At 36.0% G+C, this 17,406-nt stretch carries 13 protein-coding genes; all 13 read right to left on the bottom strand.

The window, feature by feature from the left end; all coding sequences use genetic code 11:
• Positions 1–41: 41 nt before the first annotated feature.
• The 13 genes from ACTQ5J_RS00865 to ACTQ5J_RS00805 all read right to left on the bottom strand — a co-directional run bounded on the left by ACTQ5J_RS00865 (position 42) and on the right by ACTQ5J_RS00805 (position 17,373).
• The gene (locus ACTQ5J_RS00865) at positions 42–986 is read right to left on the bottom strand and encodes a 3'-5' exoribonuclease YhaM family protein (protein WP_441750082.1); all 945 of its coding nucleotides are present in this window, start codon (positions 984–986) and stop codon (positions 42–44) included.
• A complete protein-coding gene (locus tag ACTQ5J_RS00860) occupies positions 986–3,877 on the bottom strand; it encodes an AAA family ATPase (RefSeq protein ID WP_441750080.1) in 2,892 nt (963 codons plus the stop codon). The genes ACTQ5J_RS00865 and ACTQ5J_RS00860 overlap by 1 nt, the downstream gene beginning before the upstream one ends.
• Positions 3,867–5,135, bottom strand: coding sequence for a metallophosphoesterase family protein (locus ACTQ5J_RS00855; protein ID WP_441750079.1), 1,269 nt, complete (start codon positions 5,133–5,135; stop codon positions 3,867–3,869). The genes ACTQ5J_RS00860 and ACTQ5J_RS00855 overlap by 11 nt, the downstream gene beginning before the upstream one ends.
• Before the next feature lie 232 nt (positions 5,136–5,367).
• Entirely contained in the window at positions 5,368–5,721 is a 354-nt protein-coding gene (locus ACTQ5J_RS00850) for a YlbF family regulator (RefSeq protein ID WP_441750077.1), read from the bottom strand.
• Positions 5,722–5,861: 140 nt separating this feature from the next.
• Positions 5,862–7,997 carry a transglycosylase domain-containing protein gene (locus ACTQ5J_RS00845; protein WP_441750075.1) on the bottom strand — a complete coding sequence of 712 codons (2,136 nt, stop codon included), beginning with the start codon at positions 7,995–7,997 and terminating at the stop codon, positions 5,862–5,864.
• 218 nt (positions 7,998–8,215) lie between these two features.
• The gene (gene glgA, locus ACTQ5J_RS00840; RefSeq protein ID WP_441750073.1) at positions 8,216–9,652 is read right to left on the bottom strand and encodes a glycogen synthase GlgA; all 1,437 of its coding nucleotides are present in this window, start codon (positions 9,650–9,652) and stop codon (positions 8,216–8,218) included.
• Positions 9,649–10,812: a glucose-1-phosphate adenylyltransferase subunit GlgD gene (gene glgD / locus ACTQ5J_RS00835; RefSeq protein ID WP_441750072.1), complete on the bottom strand. Its 1,164-nt coding sequence runs from the start codon at positions 10,810–10,812 to the stop codon at positions 9,649–9,651. Before glgD ends, glgA begins: the two co-directional genes overlap by 4 nt.
• Positions 10,796–11,947, bottom strand: a complete 1,152-nt coding sequence (locus ACTQ5J_RS00830; RefSeq protein ID WP_441750071.1) for a glucose-1-phosphate adenylyltransferase — start codon at positions 11,945–11,947, stop codon at positions 10,796–10,798. Before ACTQ5J_RS00830 ends, glgD begins: the two co-directional genes overlap by 17 nt.
• A gap of 80 nt (positions 11,948–12,027) precedes the next feature.
• Positions 12,028–13,935: a 1,4-alpha-glucan branching protein GlgB gene (gene glgB, locus ACTQ5J_RS00825; protein WP_441750070.1), complete on the bottom strand. Its 1,908-nt coding sequence runs from the start codon at positions 13,933–13,935 to the stop codon at positions 12,028–12,030.
• Positions 13,936–14,594: 659 nt separating this feature from the next.
• Positions 14,595–14,975 carry a lactoylglutathione lyase gene (gloA, locus tag ACTQ5J_RS00820; RefSeq protein ID WP_441750068.1) on the bottom strand — a complete coding sequence of 127 codons (381 nt, stop codon included), beginning with the start codon at positions 14,973–14,975 and terminating at the stop codon, positions 14,595–14,597.
• 85 nt (positions 14,976–15,060) lie between these two features.
• Positions 15,061–15,468: a cytidine deaminase gene (cdd, locus tag ACTQ5J_RS00815; protein WP_441750067.1), complete on the bottom strand. Its 408-nt coding sequence runs from the start codon at positions 15,466–15,468 to the stop codon at positions 15,061–15,063.
• Positions 15,469–15,498: 30 nt separating this feature from the next.
• Entirely contained in the window at positions 15,499–15,780 is a 282-nt protein-coding gene (locus ACTQ5J_RS00810; RefSeq protein WP_441750066.1) for a glutaredoxin, read from the bottom strand.
• 132 nt (positions 15,781–15,912) lie between these two features.
• On the bottom strand, positions 15,913–17,373 hold the full coding sequence (locus tag ACTQ5J_RS00805; protein WP_441750065.1) for a hypothetical protein: 1,461 nt from the start codon (positions 17,371–17,373) through the stop codon (positions 15,913–15,915).
• Between the last annotated feature and the right edge of the window lie 33 nt (positions 17,374–17,406).

Genomic DNA, 17,406 nt, shown 5'->3' with positions numbered 1-17,406 from the left:
TAGTCTAAAACTTAAGCATCAATATTAATAATTGACATTAATTATTTAAACTTTGGCTTAAAAATTTGACGGCGATCAAGCGGATAGATTGGCTCACTGAAATTTCCTACTTCAACTTTATCTAAAGCTGTTGTAATCATGTTAATTGTGGCATCCATATTATCAATTTGATGAATAACTTCAGCCTCCAATAATTGTGGCACAACCGGACTTCCATATTCTTGTTTACCATGATGAGCTAGTATAACGTGTTTTAATAACAATACCGCTTCATTTTCTTGATCGATTCCGATTTCCACACAAGCTCGATCAATCATTTCACTCATTATAACGATATGTCCCATTAATTTACCTCTTAAGGTATATTCAGTAGAAATCGGACCACTTAATTCAATGGTCTTACCAATATCATGTAAGATTATACCGCCAATTAATAAACTGGCATTTAATTGAGGATAAATCTTCAACATAGCACGCGCTACCCTAACCATACAGATTGTATGGTAGCTTAAACCACCAGCCAAGGCATGGTGATGACGTTTAGCAGCCGGATATGTATAAAAATCTTCATCTACTTGATGGAGTATTTTGCGAACAATTCTTGCGATGTTTGGTTCCAAAATTAAGAATAAGGCTTCTTTTAATTCCTCATTCAGTTCGTCTTTTTTGATTGCAACACGTTCAACATATAAAGTAGGATCATTTGGTTCCCCTTCTTCTGCTAAACGTAACGCTTTAATTCTTACTTGGGGAGATCCTTGATAAGTATCTCGTTCCCCTCTTAAATAGGCAACATGGCCTGCTTGATAACGAGCAATTTCTTCTTCTGTCGCTGACCAATACATTCCGTCCATCGAACCTGAACGATCTTGAAAACTAAATGCGATAAAAGGTTTACCATTTCGTGCAATACGAACATCAGCAGATTTAATTAACACAAACAAACTAAATTCTTCTCCGTTTTGTAAATCATACAACTGTGACATTAAATACCTCCTTCTTCTGTTTCATCTATATTAGTTGGTTCAATTGATACTTCTACTTCAGTTATCTCTTCTTCTGTAACAATTTCTTCACTTTTTTCTGTTTCGTCTAAGTCAATTCTTTGTGTCTCAGCAAAGGACTCCTTGGCTTGTAAGTCAAAAGTAAAGAACAGAATCTGATGATCTTCTGCAAATTTTTCTAATACTTGATACATACTTGTTTTTCTAATCTCGTCAAAATTAACAAATGCATCGTCAATTAAAATTGGCATATTAATCATTTGCAAGGCGTTTTTAACAAACGATAATCGTAAAGCCACATATAGCTGTTCTAATGTCCCTTGGGACAACTCATGTGGTTCAAAAAGAATGTCACTAAATTGCTTAACCTTCAAGCCTTTTTTATTCAATTTAATTTGCGTATAGCGCCCATAAGTTAATGTTGAAAAAATCTCATTAGCCAACTGGTTCATTTCTGGAACAGGGCTTTCCATCCCTTGACGTAACGTTTGATAAATTAGTTCCATCGCAACACGCATACGGCCCCATTCGAAAACCATTGCTTTAACTTCTTCTTTTTTGTTTTCTAACAATTGAAGTAAGTCTTGATAAGAGCCGTCTTGTTCTAGGTGGTTAATTTCCACCAAAAGACTTGCTCGTTCGTTATGATGTGGTGTTAATCTTTCTTTCGTTAGCATCAGTTGATGTTCTAAACTTTGGAACTCTTCAGATAAGGCTTGTTTGGTTGAAACAGCTTCTAATGCCGCTTCGAAGCCAATCATCTGTTCTTGATATAAGCTGCGTTTAGCTGTTAACTCTTCAATTAATTGATTGGTATCGACTTTTTGTCGGAAAATAAGTTCATTTTCACTATCTGTTGCTTCAAAGAGTTGTTTAATAGCTTCCTCGCTCTCTTTTATCAAAGTTCTATTAGATTCAATGATTTGCTTAGAATTTTCCATTCTTTCTTCGATTGCTTTTCCTCTTTCTTGGGAGCGCGTCAAAGCAACTTCAACCTCTTCCACATGTCGTATCAAGGGTCTTGTTCCTTCATCTATCAGAGGGAATCGTTCAAGTAATGGTTGGATTTTTGCTCGCCATTCTACAATCTTTTTATTCAGAGTCTCTTTTTCTTCTTCAAATTGTGTTCTTTGTGCCTTAGCTTCAAAATAATGTTTCACTGGATTTGTCTTAAGTATAATTTCTGGATCAGCAGTTGGATAAAATCCAATTGCTACTAACCAGCGCTTTTGTTGGCTTGAAACAGATTCTAATTCAGCACTAATTGCTTCTAAAGCAGACTCTCTTTCATTAATTTCAATTCCTAATGCTTTACTTTGTTCGCCATACTGCTGTTCTTTTTGACGTAACTCGGTTATCTTCTCAATAATTGGGCTGTTCTTAAATGTTTTATGATGCTTACGATGCTCAATAAATATATAAACTACACTTAAAAGTCCAAGTAAAGCAATTGCTAATCCTAACCAGCCATATAATGACGGACCACCTTCAGCAGAAAAGAAGTTAATGGCCACAATCACGACACCAACAATTAAGAATATTAAACCTAAGAAGTAATGATTTAGACTCGTTGATTGAGTTAATTGTGCTTCTTCGTTAAGCCGTTGATTTTCTAATTTAGCCACTTGTTGTCGAACAATCGCACTAAAGTTTTGTTGTTCTTTACGTTGATCAATATATACTTTGCGTTCTGCTTTAATTGAATCATGTTGTTTAAGCAAATCATCCAGTTGAGATTGAATTCCTAAACCTTCTTCAACTTTTTCGTCATACTCTAAATTTTGAAACACTTTCTCAGGATAAAATTGCCCTCGACGTGCTAATTGCAACATCGTCTCATTTTGTTCTTGAATTCGTTCGATGGTTCGTTCATATTTAGCCTGAACTTCTTTTGTTTTCTGTGTTTCAGCAATCCAGAGACGTCTGTCATCCTCGTGGTTATTCGCCCAATTTAGACGTGTCAATGTTCCTAATTCACCGGATAAATTGCGCAATCTTTCTTCATGTTGGATAATTAATGTCTGACTTTCTTTAATAGCTTTCAAATTATTCTCAAGAATCTCGACCGCTTTATCGGGTATGTGTGTATAAACGAGTTGTTCTAATTCTCTTTTGGCTAATCTATCCTTTAAATAGATATCATAGCGCCCCAACAATTTGTCTTTTACACGAAGTTCTTTATCTAAATGGTCAATTTCTTGATTTAATTGATTAATAATCTGTTCTTGTTGAGTTTGTTGTTCTATCAGAGAATCATAACGAGACATATTTAATTCCATATGATAGACATTTTCTGCCATTGCTTCATATTCAACTAGCAACTGATTTAGCGGACGATTCTGAGCTTGTTTACGATACATTGCGTCCGTTTCTTTTTCATATTGTTTGGCAATTTCTAAAAATTTATCACTCCCCAATGTTCCAATACTTAAGAAATAATCACTAATTTTTTCAGCGTCGATTGTTGCTAATTCTTGCAGGTTTTGCAAATTAAAGGCATAGAAGTTATCAAACAACGTTTCGTCCAAGCCACCGAGTATTTTCTCAAGCGTATCATCTGCAAGTCTCTCACCATTTTCAGTTGTCACAGTAAATATTTTGCTTGTGCGTTCAATCCATACATCTTGATAAGCTGTGTCTGTTAGTAGGATACGTCCACCATAAACTTCTCCATGACGTGGTTCGTATCGATTCAACTGATTAACACGTCTACGTTTAGTTGGGAAACCAAACAATATACTCCGTATAAAAGATTGTAAGGTTGATTTACCTGCCTCATTTTGACCATAGAATAGTTGTAATCCGTCATCGATATCAAACTTTTGATTAACCCACTTACCATAACCATAAATATCTAATGTTTTAATCTTCATGGGTCACCTCCTTGGCCTCAAATCCAATCGTTTGAATCATTAATTGTTGAGAGGATTTTATAATATCATCTTTCAATGATAAATCTTCTGCCAACTCCGGTAACCATTTTTGGATGATTGTGTGCTGGAAAACATCTGACATAATCTCTTCATATGCTTGACCTTTTTCTAATCCTTCACTTGCCTCATGGAAGCTTTGGTTCAAAGCTTCGTCATATTGAAAAGCGTCTAAAGCAATATTAGAAGTTAAACGAATACCAGCAACATGAACAAAAGGTAAGTCTGTATGGCTACTTTCCAAAGCGAATGCTAATTCACCTTTTTCGATTTGTCGTTGTAATTCTTGATTTAATCGTTGAGCATTCGTTAAAGTCAATGTAAGAATTTGTGATTGCAAGGAAGCTTCTGCTTCACTTTGGTAATTTTGGATGACCTGTTCAATTTGAGTGACAACTTCGGTTGATTGCCAATCTTCTGAACAATCAATGTGTGGATTTTGCCAAACAATTGGTGCCAATGATATAAATTCACTTATTACTGGTTTATTTTTATTTATCTCAATAATAAAGGCACCCTTGTCCCCTATTTCATTGCGATGGCGCCCTTGTATTGTCCCAGAGTATTGAATAAGGGGACTCTCATGGAGTACTTGCGCTTGGTGAATATGACCTAGAGCCCAATAATCATACTGTTTACTCAATAATTCTTTTGTTGAAAAAGGGGCATAGTTTCCTTCAGTCGATGCGATGCCTTCGGCAGAACCATGTAATAATCCCACAGTAAAGTCAGTAACGCGTGGATTTTTAGGAAACCTTTGAATCATTCTCTCTTTTACCCAGCGTTGTAAATAGCTAAAGCCATAAAAACGTACGGTCGTTTGATCAGATAAAGTAACGTCATAATGCTTCACTTCTTCAGTGTTAAAGACATAAACCCGTTCTGGATACTGCGGTCTCTTTTTATCTGGCTTCAAGAAATCATGATTTCCGTGAGTCAGTATGACTTGAATGTTTGCTTTATCTAGTCGAATTAATTGCTTCATAAAGAAATTTTGAGCGTAAATTGTTTGTCGCTCTGCATCATAAACATCTCCAACAATCACAAATACATCGATATTTTGGTTAATAGCTATCGAGACACAACGTTCAAAAGCTTGATACGGCGATTGAATTAAATATTTTTGGATGCTTTGTTGATGTCGCTCCATCCCTCTAAATGGACTATCCAAGTGTAAGTCAGCAACATGCATAATTTTCATGATTCATTTTCTCCTTTCTCTCATAATGTCTATTTTCTTAATTAATAAAAGCAAAAATCTAACCTCACCCGTTCAGAGCACTTATTCCCCCCTATGATTTCTCAATTATTCGAATCATTTATCGAACAATGAGGCAAAGAAGTAATCTTAATTGAAAAAATCAACTGAAAGTTGAATCGAATGAAATCGATTGACTTCCAGCTGATACTAAAAAGACTACAGTGTCCTATCCTTAATTTCCAGATTGGTACAATTCATTTAATGGTTTAACAATCACTTTGTTGATGTCTTCAATTACTTGACTAAGTTGTTGTTCGCTATCCATTAATTTTGAAATGGTTTGATTATTTGAAACCTTCATGAATAATTCTTGAAGTGATGACACTTCTTCTTCACTGATTTCTTGATTTTGAACTTGTTTCATTTGAAGGTCTTGTGATGTTTCTCTAAATTGATTGAATAACTCACTTGAAGCCTCATCAGCTTGTATTTCAGCATAAGCCTCTTGTAATTGCTTAAATACTGGTAATTCACGAATATCTTTTTCTAATTGATTTGCTGTATCATAAATATTATTTGTTGTCATTTGTCATACACCCTTTCTTCTCAATCTCTATCATATCAAATATACAGGTCACTTTTCAATAAAACACGACGCTATATTTCTTTTTTTCTAAAAACATTTTCATATCAAAATAGTTCATTAAAAAGCTCTACATTTGGTAACTAAAATGGAAGTTCTACCGTCTCTAGCCATAGTGACGCATCATGCATAAAGTCTTTTGCAACTTCTTTGGTCGCTTGCCATAGCTCCCCAGTTTTCTCTTGAACTTTTAACCAATTTTCAGAAAATGCCTCTTGCCAATCGTCTGACCAACTTGCTGTTGGTAAATGGTTGGTTGATTCAGACATTTGTGATGCGTAGGTAACGTCAAAGGGTGTTTGATTAGATATTGACATTAAGTTCGTCGTTTGGATATTGAATAAAGAGCCCATACCAGAAGGCATCAAATCATCTAATGGAACGTCTCCTTCTTCATCAAGTCCAACCCAAGTAACAATACTGAAGTCTGGTGTATAGCCAACCATCCATTTATCACGTGTGTTCATATTTTCTTCAGACACTTCGGTACTACCTGTTTTACCCGCTATTTGTCCCCAATCAGGCCCTGCTCCATAACCAGTACCATAGCCACTATAAGTATCCAGCATCATACTTGTCATATCGGATGCAATGTTTTTCGTCATGACCATATGTCGTGCTGGTTTTTCATTGTTATAAACAACTTTTCCCGTTGAATCTTCAATTCGACGAATAAAATAACTTTCAATACGCACGCCATCATTAGCAAATGTTGCGTAAGCATTGGCTAATTGCAGTGGCGTCACACCAGTTTTTAAACCACCTAAAGCTAAACCTAATGTTTGATCATCTTGAGGAATGTTAATGCCAAACTGCTTTAATTTTTGAACAGAGCGATTAATCCCTAGTTCGTTCATTAAATAAACAGCTGATGTATTCTTACTTTGAGCTAACGCATAATACAAAGGCACTTCACCGTCAGGATCCGTATATAAATCATAGTTCACAGGTGCATAATTATCTCTACCATATCCTTTCACAACATCTTCAACCATTGAATGTATATTATAGCCCGACTCTAAAGCAGCCACATAAACAGCGAGTGGCTTAATTGTAGACCCAGGTGCACGATACATATCCGTCGCACGGTTGAAGCCACGGTAAACATAATCGCCACGTCCACCATAGACAGCCATCACACCTCCGTTATGCGGATCGACAACGGCACTTGCGCTTTGGACTAAAGGTGTGCCGGTACCGTCATCACCAAATACCCAAGCACTTGTATCATAAGAAGCATTCAATATTTGTTGTGCAGAAGGTTCTAAATTCGTATAAATTTGATACCCCTTCGACAATAAATCGGACTCTGGAATACTGGTTAGAGAAACAGCTTCATTAATTACCGCATCAAAATAGGAAGGATATTCTTGTCCCTGTTCACTTGAGAGATATGCATCATATAAGTAAATCGGGCTATTCTGGATGTAAGCTGCATCATCTGGATTAATGATACCCTCACTTCCTAAATATTCTGCAATCGCATTTCGACGATCAATGGATAGGTCGTAATCATCAATCGGATTAAATATCGATGGACCATTCAATGTCGCAGTCAAGACCATACTCTCATTCCAATCAAGTGAGGCAGCTGAATGTCCAAAATATTTCATTGAAGCATCTTCGACCCCCCAAACGCCATTACCAAAATAAGAATTATTTAAATACATCTCTAAAATTTCATCTTTTGTATAGTGCTTTTCTACTTCTAAAGCCAAAAACAATTCTTTTAACTTACGTTCAAAGGTCTGATCTAAAGTTAAAAAAGCATTCTTAGTTAATTGTTGGGTAATGGTACTTCCTCCACCCCCTGATAAATCGCGGTTAAAAACTAAACTAACCAAAGCTCTACCTATACCGATGGTGTCAAAGCCATTATGTTCATAAAATCGTTTATCTTCAGTACTCACTAAAGTTTCACGCATTTGCGGTGAAATTTGATCCAATGTAACGTAAGTCCCTTTTTGTGCCCAGAGGGTGCCAGCTTTTTCATCATAGACATCGTAAACTGTTGTTTGGTTCATTAAACCTTCTTGTAATGTATCTACGTCTGTTGTCTTAGCTATAAGGACTAAATACGTCGATAACAATAGGCCTAGCGACATGCCAATAAAAATCAGCATCTTCCAGCCGCGATAATAAACCCATAAATTTTTAAAACCTTGCCATAATTTTTTCCACCAAGACGCTTCATGTGGATTATAGTAATGATCACTCATCGCTATGCCTCACTTTCTAAATTAAGTTATCAATATTGTGACATAGTCAGTCAAGCTCCGCATCATTCTCTCGACTGATATATAGAACTTGCCTTCTCATTATAACCGATAATTATAAAAAGCGTGCATTCTCTTGTGTAATGATATAAATATTTAAAGCATTTTTAATACTAGAAGTCCAAAAAATAGACTGCAAGCCTAAGCTCACAGTCAAAAGATTACTCTTTAATAAGGGTAGTATATAAATCGATATAACTTTTAGCTGGTTTTTCCCAACTAAAATCACGCGACATAGCTTGTTCAACTAATCGTTCCCAAGCTAAGGGATTATTGTTATAAACATCTAATGCAAGTTCAATCGTATGCCACAAATTATGTGCACTAAATCCATTAAAACTAAAGCCAGTACCTGTGCCTGTGTATACATTGAATGGTTCTACAGTATCTTTCAAGCCTCCTGTTTCATGGACAATCGGTAATGTTCCATAACGCATTGACATCATTTGGGATAAACCACACGGTTCAAATGCACTTGGCATTAAAAATAAATCACTTCCTGCATAAATTAATTGCGCTAGTTTAATATCAAAAGTGATGAGACTGCTCATCTTATCTGGATATTTCGAAGCAAAGTAATTAAATGACTGTTCGAAGTGTGGATCACCTGTTCCCAATAAGACAATTTGAAGTTCTTGTTGTAATAAGCCGTCCAAAATTTCCTCGATTAAGTGGAAGCCTTTTTGATCTGTTAAACGACTGACTATACCAATTAAGGGAACATCGTCGCGAACTGGTAAACCTGCTTGAGCTTGTAATTCTGCTTTGTTCAAGGCCTTCCCTTTTAAATCCTTCTCATCAAAATGGTATGGTATCATTGGGTCATCACTCGGATTGTTCAAATCATAGTCAATCCCATTAATAATCCCAGATAATTTCCAACTATTATAGCGCAATACACTATCAAGTTGTTCGCCAAATTCCGGAGTCGTTATTTCGTCAGCATATGTCGGACTAACTGTTGTTATTCGGTCCGAAAAATTAATCGCACCTTTTAGAAAGTTTACTCGGTCATAATATTTTAACCCATCTTCTGTGTAAGTGTTATAGCCCGTACCAAAAACATCTGATAAAATTCTCGGCTCAAACACGCCTTGAAAACGTAAATTATGAATCGTTAACACTTTTCTTATATGACTTAATCTTTCTTTCCAATGATAACGATCAACTAGTAGAACTGGAACCATCGCTGTATGCCAATCATTACTATGAATAATGTCTGGTATCCAATCAATCACTTCAAGCATTTCAATAATCGCTGTCGAAAAGTAACCAAATCGTTCACCATCATCCCATTCACCATATAAAGATGCCCTATCAAAGTAACTTAAATTATCTATAAAATAATAAATGACACCTTCTAATGTTAGTGTTTGAATTCCACAATAAACATTTTTGGGTCCTAACTGAAATCTAAAATGACTAATCTCGGTTAATTGCTTTTTAAACTTCTCGGGCATTTGAGAATAATTCGGTAATACAACTCTCACATCGATCCCTTGCTTCACCATTTCCTTTGGTAATGCGTAGGCAACATCTCCTAAGCCTCCCGTTTTGAAAAAGGGAGCTGCTTCTCCTGATGCGAATAAGACTTTCATAATTGCGCCTCCGCTGCCTCAATAATGGTATTTTTACCAATAACAGCTAAATTATCTCGCGTTCCGATTACTTTCGCTCCTGGCTCAATGACACAGCCTTTATCAATAATCGCATACTCGATGTGTGCACCCGCACCAATTTTGGTCCCTTGTATAATCACACTGTTTTTCACGACAGCCTCTTTTTCAACGGTTACGCCTCGATGAATAACTGAATCTTTAACAGTTCCGTAAATTGCTGAACCTGTTGCGATAATGGCTGATGAAACCTCAGAATTCTTACAGTAATAAGTCGGGCTTCCATTCTTACTCTTCGTTAATATAGGCAAACTACTATGGAATAAAGCCGAGAAATTCTGACGCTTTAACATATCCATATTCGCCTGATAATAATTATCGATTGTGTTGATATTCGCTATATAACCTGTATACTCATATGCGTTAACACTATTGGCTAATAAGTAATGTTGGATGACTTGGTCTAAACTCGTATATAAGCCATCATCAATAGCTTGATCAATAATCTCATTCATCTTATCAACACTTAGTAAGTACATATTCAAACTTTGATTAACATTTAACTCATCGGTCAATTGATCGTTTTCTTTTAAACCAACAATTTCACGTTGATCATCAAAAACAAGTGAACGTTCAAATGGATGCGATTTGCCAATTGATTCTCGTTTCAAGACTTTATAAACAACCGTCAAATCTTTTCCACTTTCAACATGTTGTTTTTGAATGGCTTTAATATCAATATTAGCAATAATTTTACTGCCCGATACAAAGACATATTTCGCACGTGAACGAGTCATATAGATGCGGTGATTAAAGTAAAAATCTTCATGTTCATTATCTTCATGATGATTTAATTTCCAGTTTTGTTGTGAGAAAGTAAAGATTCCGCCTTGAGTATGAGAATCAAAATCCCATGCTTCCCCTGAACGAATATGATCATAAATTGCTCGTCCTGATTCTCCGATAAATAATGCTGCGGAAGTTATGCCGGCATGCGAAATACTAGAAAGTAAAAAATCAATGATTCGATAACGCCCTGCAAAAGGTAAAGCTGCAATTGGACGAGTATTAGTTAAAGGTTTAAAGGCTTCATTATCTTCTGTCAAGTTTATAATTGCTGCTAATTTATTCTTCGCCATCATGTTTTGGCCCTCCTACTATTTCTGCATAACCTATTACTGCAATATTGTCTTTGGTTCCGATTACACTTGCGCCATCCGGGATTACTGCTTTTTCTCCGATAATCGCGTATTCAATTTGGCAATCTTTCCCAATTGTGACGCTAGACATAATCACTGAATCTTTGACGATTGAATGAGGTCCTACTTTTACATCTTGCGACAAGAGTGAATGAGTAATTTCTCCGGCTACATAACATCCATCATCTACTAAGGAGTTTTTAACTTGGGCTCCTTCAGTAATATATTGAGGTGGTGTTAAACGATTAGAGGTATAGATACGCCAATCTTTTTCGCTGATATTCAATGGATGATTTGGGTCTAAGAACTCCATGTTTGCTTCCCATAAACTTTCAATTGTCCCAACATCTTTCCAATACCCTTCAAAAGCAAAAGCAAAACAATTTTCACCATTTTCTAAATAAGTAGGAATAACATTTTTACCAAAGTCTTCCATCTCTCTAGCTTTAGCTTGGTCATCAATTAAATAACGACGTAAAGTTGACCAATTGAAGATGTAAATCCCCATAGATGCTAAATTACTTTTAGGTTCTTCTGGCTTTTCTTCAAACTCAATAATACGGTCGGAATGGTCAGTATTCATAATTCCGAAACGCGATGCTTCTTTCATTGGGACGGGAATCACGCCGACTGTTAAACTCGCATTATTAGTTTTATGAGACTCTAACATCTCACTATAATCCATTTTATAAATATGGTCCCCTGATAAAACTAAGACATATTCTGGATCTAAAGAATCGATATAATCAATGTTTTGATAAATAGCATTCGCTGTTCCTTTGAACCACTTTTCTCCATCAGAACTGGAGTAAGGTTGTAAAATCGTCGCGCCACTTTCACGGCCGTTTAAACCCCATGCACTCCCGTTTCCAATATGTTCATTTAGTTCTAGTGGTTGATATTGAGTAACCACTCCAACATTTCGAATACCAGAATTCGCACAGTTGCTTAACGCAAAGTCAATAATTCGGTATTTACCACCAAATGGTACAGCTGGTTTTGCAGTTTGCTTAGTTAAAACGCCAAGGCGAGTCCCTTGTCCTCCAGCTAGAATCATAGAAATTATTTCTTGTTTCATAAAGATTTATCAGAATATTTTATACGTTGGCTAGACGGAATAAAGTTTTTTAAACTCTATTCATATTCTATCCCCTTCCCTTACTTTTTGACGCCATAAACTCTTTTCGGTCGAATATACATTACTGATAAAGCAGGTATTGTTACTTCTATAGAATGAGGTTGATTATTAAACTCAATCTCTTCTGTTTTGAATACTTCTTTTTCGTTTGTCCACTTACCACCAAATTCTTTTGCATCAGAATTTAAAAGCACTTCATACTGTCCACGATAGGGGACACCAATTCTGACAGAGTCACGTTGCACGGGCACAAAGTTACAGATAACAATAATAAAGTCACGTGGATGTTTGCCATGACGAATAAAAGTTAACACTCCTTCATCATAGTTGTCAGCATCAAGTACCGTTAAACCACTTGGCTCGTGATCTTGTTCAAAAAATGCTTTTTCTTTCAGACCTAACTTATTAATCGTTTGCATGTAATGTTGATACTCACGATTAAAGGGTCTTTGTAAATCATTCCATTCCAAACCAGAATAAAATCGCCATTCTAAATATTGACCAATCTCATTACCCATAAAATGTAAAATTTTACCTGGTTGAGCAAGCATATAACCGTGAATCACTCTTAGGTTTGCAAATTGATTAAAACGATCGCCTGGAACTTTACCTAGCATTGAGCTTTTTCCATGGACTACTTCATCATGTGAATATGGCAAGACATAGCGTTCTTTGTATTGGTACATGAAAACAAATGTAATTAAAGTTAAATTTTCTGGTCGATAGATTGGATCCATCTCGAAAAACTTCAATGTGTCATTCATCCAACCCATATTCCATTTATAATCAAAGCCTAAGCCGCCTTCACTGACAGGATGCGTGATTTTCTCTCGACTTGTACTTTCCTCAGCAATCATTAGTACATCTGGTAGCGCCTCATGAATTGTTTGGTTCATCTTTTGAAGGAATTTAACGCCTTCTTTATTTTCATTCGTTCCATCTTCATTTGGCGTCCATGGTCCTTGGTCAAAATCTAAATACAACATGTTAGATACTGCATCGACTCTCAGGCCATCTAAATGGAATTCCTCAAGCCAGAAATAAGCACTTGATATTAAGAAACTTTGAACTTGTGTTTTTCCTAAATCAAAATTGAGTGTACCCCAACCAACATTGTTCGCTTTGTTTATATCTTGATACTCGTAAGTAGGTGTCCCATCATAGTAAGCTAATGCGTTAGCATTACGACAATAATGCCCGGGCACCCAATCCATAATGACGCCAATATTTTCTTGATGCGCTCGGTTAACAAACTCTTTAAAGTCTTCATTCGTGCCAAAGCGACCACCAACTGAAAAATAACCTGTAATTTGATAACCCCACGACGCTTCTAATGGATGATCCATTAAAGGTAAAAATTCTATGTGAGTGTAGCCCATCTTTTTCACATACGGAATCAATTCATCGGCTAATTCGGCAAAGCTATAGTAACTCCCATCTTCATGTTGCTTCCATGAAGTACCATGCATCTCATAAATTTGAAGTGGTGTACTAAATTTATCACGACGCGCTCGCCTACGTAACCAATCAGCATCTTGCCACTCAAAATCATAAACATCCCATACGATGCTCGCATCTTTTGGTGCTAATTCGAAACGATTACTAAATGGATCAATTTTATACTCAATATGACCATTACCATGATCAATGCCGTATTTATAACATTGACCCTTTTGAGCATTCGGAATAAATAGAGTCCAAACACCCCCATCAAATAAATTCATATTCTGATTAGTCCATTGGTTAAAATCTCCAAGTAAATAAACTTTATAAGCATTCGGCGCCCATACACTAAATTGATAGCCTTCTATTCCATCATGTATATGAGATTTGCTACCTAAGAAACGATAAGCTTCAACATGATTACCTTGATTAAAAAAATAGATATTTTCTTCAAAATTTGGCAAAGTAACAACAAGTTGTTTCATAAGTAACTGCTCCTTTCTTTATTAAAATCATTATATCATGTAAGCGTTTTATTTTCATGAGGAATTGCCTTTTTTTACTATCTTTTTCCATGAAAACAAATGAATACTCAGTGAAATAATAAAAAATCATTAACATTACTTTCTGGTCTTTTTTTTAATAAAATCGTCCTTTGACAAAAAAATCACTTATCAACATAAAGTTTCATTAGCTAGTCATTATCAATATGTTTAGCGAATTATAATTTCATTTTAATAAAACCTTAATTATATAATAACAGATATTATACGTTTTTGGCTACCAAAATAAAAAAAACCCTTAAACCAATTTGGTTTAAGGATTGTTGAGTGGTAACCACTCTTCGAGCGGCAAAATTATTATAAAATAATTAGTATGCATTGTTCACAGCAACGAATACTTGTATCACCATCCTGGCTGAGTTAAAAACTCTGATACCTTGCCTTCACAATCTAATCTGATTGTTATTCGACTCATCGCATAGAAAGTATCTTAACATAGCTTTTCGTATTTAACAAGTGTTTATCAACGTTAAATCCATTCTTATGTTTGAAATGAATAAACACAAGAATGGAACGCTCCACCGTAAGTCATCTGACTAACCTAGCTCAAACCCACGTTTTCTAAACTATCCAATGGATTTCTAGTTGTTTCTCATCACTTCAAGACGGTAACCGTCTGGATCTGACACAAAGAAATAAGAGGGTTTGCTACCAGGGAGTCCTTTCATTTCTGTTGTTTCATAACCTGATTCTAAACATTTGGCATGGATGCTTTCTAAATCATCTACCCCTAATGCCAAATGACTAAAGCCGTTTCCAATAGTGTATGGATCAGCGTCATAGTTATAAGTTAGTTCTAACTCGAAATCACTGCCAGGAACTACTAAGTAAACTAAGTCAAAACCGTGCTCTGGGAATTTTCTTTCACGAGTCACTTTAAAATCAAATACCTCAGTATAGAATTTCATTGATGCTTCTAAATCATGTACGCGATAACAAGCGTGTAAAAATGTTTGTGCCATTTTATCTCTCCTCTTTGTTGTTTAAGTTTAATATATCAAATTTCAGTGATAGGAGCCAACTAAGCAAACCTTATTTCTATTAAAGTTACATATCCAATTTCTCAAAAGCGTAAGGAACTAACTCCGTCACAGTTGTTGTTAAAATTTCTCCATCATTACGCGTCAGATAAACGGGAGTTTCTGGCTTACAAAATTCAACCATTACTTGACGACAAACGCTACAAGGTGAAAGGAACGTTTCTGTATCGCCTGCAACTGCTATCGCTTTAATAAAGCCAGGTCTATATCCCATTGATACAGCTGTAAAAATAGCACTACGTTCTGCACAATTGGTCACACCAAAAGAAACATTTTCTATATTAACACCAGTAAAAACTTGATCATCCTCTGTTAATAGAGCGGCACCTACTGGAAAATGAGAATAAGGACTATAAGAATGTTTTAAAACATCTCGCGCGTCTTTCATTAATGACTGAATTTGAGTCTCTTCCATGTTCTTCCTACTTTCTGATTGATTTATTACTTACTGTGTTTCAGTCAAGGTACATGAAACACCTTTCAAGTCATTTAATTCAAATATAAAATTATTGTTCTTCAAATGTAAGACCGGGACGCCGACCATGTTCCATAATTTTCTTTCTTCAAATTGAGGTCTGCTGTCGCGTAGTTTCAAAAATTGTTTTAAATTTTTCATAGAATCTGTAATATTTATCGAATCATATTCGTAGCCTTGACGATTAAGCTCCTCTACAAAAGCTTTTGTCTCAGGACATTTATCACTATAATACAGTGTATGTTTTTCCATCTTATCTCCTCCATCATTCATTCTGTTATGCAATTATAGCAAATTAAAGCGAATACAGAAACAAAAAAAAGCGACATAACTCTTTTTATGTCGCTTTTATAGCCGATTCATTCACTTTTTCATTCGAACCGACTATTCCTCTACTTGATTGGCTTCGTTTACGAAAAAATCACCTAAACTAAAAAACATATTAGTTTGAATATCTTGTACCACGTCTTCTAGCGCATAGGTTTCCTCTCCACGAACAACTTCGTTACGGATGAAGATAAATGACACTTGTCTATTTGCATCAGTATCTCCACTTTGTAAAGCAACAACTGAGCGTGGCTCTTCATTTTGGAACATGTAACCCATTGCGACAATTTGTGGATTTAAATGCGCCAAATCTTCAATTGAAAGTTGCTCTGTGACAATAGCAGTTACCTCTTCATTATTGAATACCCTATCCGCTTCAATGACAAAACTACGACTTGCTACACTAGCATAAGCCAGTAATTCATCAACAAAGTATAAGGCCATTTCTCCAATATCCGGTTGACCAGTTGCAGGGTTTATTTCAGTTGCTTCGTATGTGTAAACTAATAAAGAAATAGGTGAATCCGAAAAATCAACACGTCTTGGTTCGACACCAACATCAAACGCCTTTTCGATATCCTCGATTTTTGACCCGATTAACTCTTCCGATGCTAAGTCCCTAAAGGATAACTCAGCTAGTACTTGCTGGTAACCATGCCAAGCTTCTACATACTTAGGATTCGTGAGAGTTGTTTTGGTCATTAATGTTTTCATTGGATCAACGTCCAATTCTGACTCGACGTTTAATGATTCCAGTCCATGACTTGTCACATTATTCGAAGCGAGTCCTATTTGCCCATTGGCATAATGAAGGGCTAATTTATCAAACATTATTGTTTGAGTCCCTTGCATAGCAGAGAATAAATTCATTGTCTCTGCTTTTTTAACTTTCCCCTCTTCTACAAATAAAAAGTAAGTGGCTCCATTTGTTGCTTCTTCACCCACATCAATCGCAAGCATATCTCGCCCTAAACCATCCACTGAGACATGTCCGAAGGCCTTTACTTTCGGATTTTCTTCCGATATTTCGGCTAGTGTTACTCCCTCGTGACTAAGTGCGTCAGCAACCTCTTCAGCAAGCAAGTTTTCCCCATCTAAAGAAACCATCAAATTACCTAATGCAGCGAATACTAAATGATCCTCTGCAAAGAGAAAGCCAATTTCTGCTGAATCTAAGGCGCCTGTACCATATGGATAGAGTAGCATTTTAAATTCAAGGGCTCCATCGATGGTTGCCTCATATGGTTCTACCTCTGCTTTAACACTGTCTCGTACCTCTTCAAGACTAGCTCCAGTCCATTCAGCACTACCTAATTGATGAAATTCTAACGTTTTAATCGCTTCTTCATAAACTGGAAATGCTTCTTCCATACTCAAACTGTTCAATATCTCAGATGTAGCCAACTCACTAACATCCTGCGTTGCATTTGCAAAAACATTACCAGCCGCAATGACATTACTTATCAAAAATAGAGCAGCGACTATTTTTATAATGCGCCTTTCGTAAATTTTCTTCATAACAAAGAGTCTCCTTCTATAAATTAGTCCTTA

Source organism: Fundicoccus sp. Sow4_F4 (genome assembly GCF_052116145.1).
Classification (GTDB): domain Bacteria; phylum Bacillota; class Bacilli; order Lactobacillales; family Aerococcaceae; genus Fundicoccus.
This window is presented reverse-complemented; position numbering and strand designations above follow the sequence as displayed.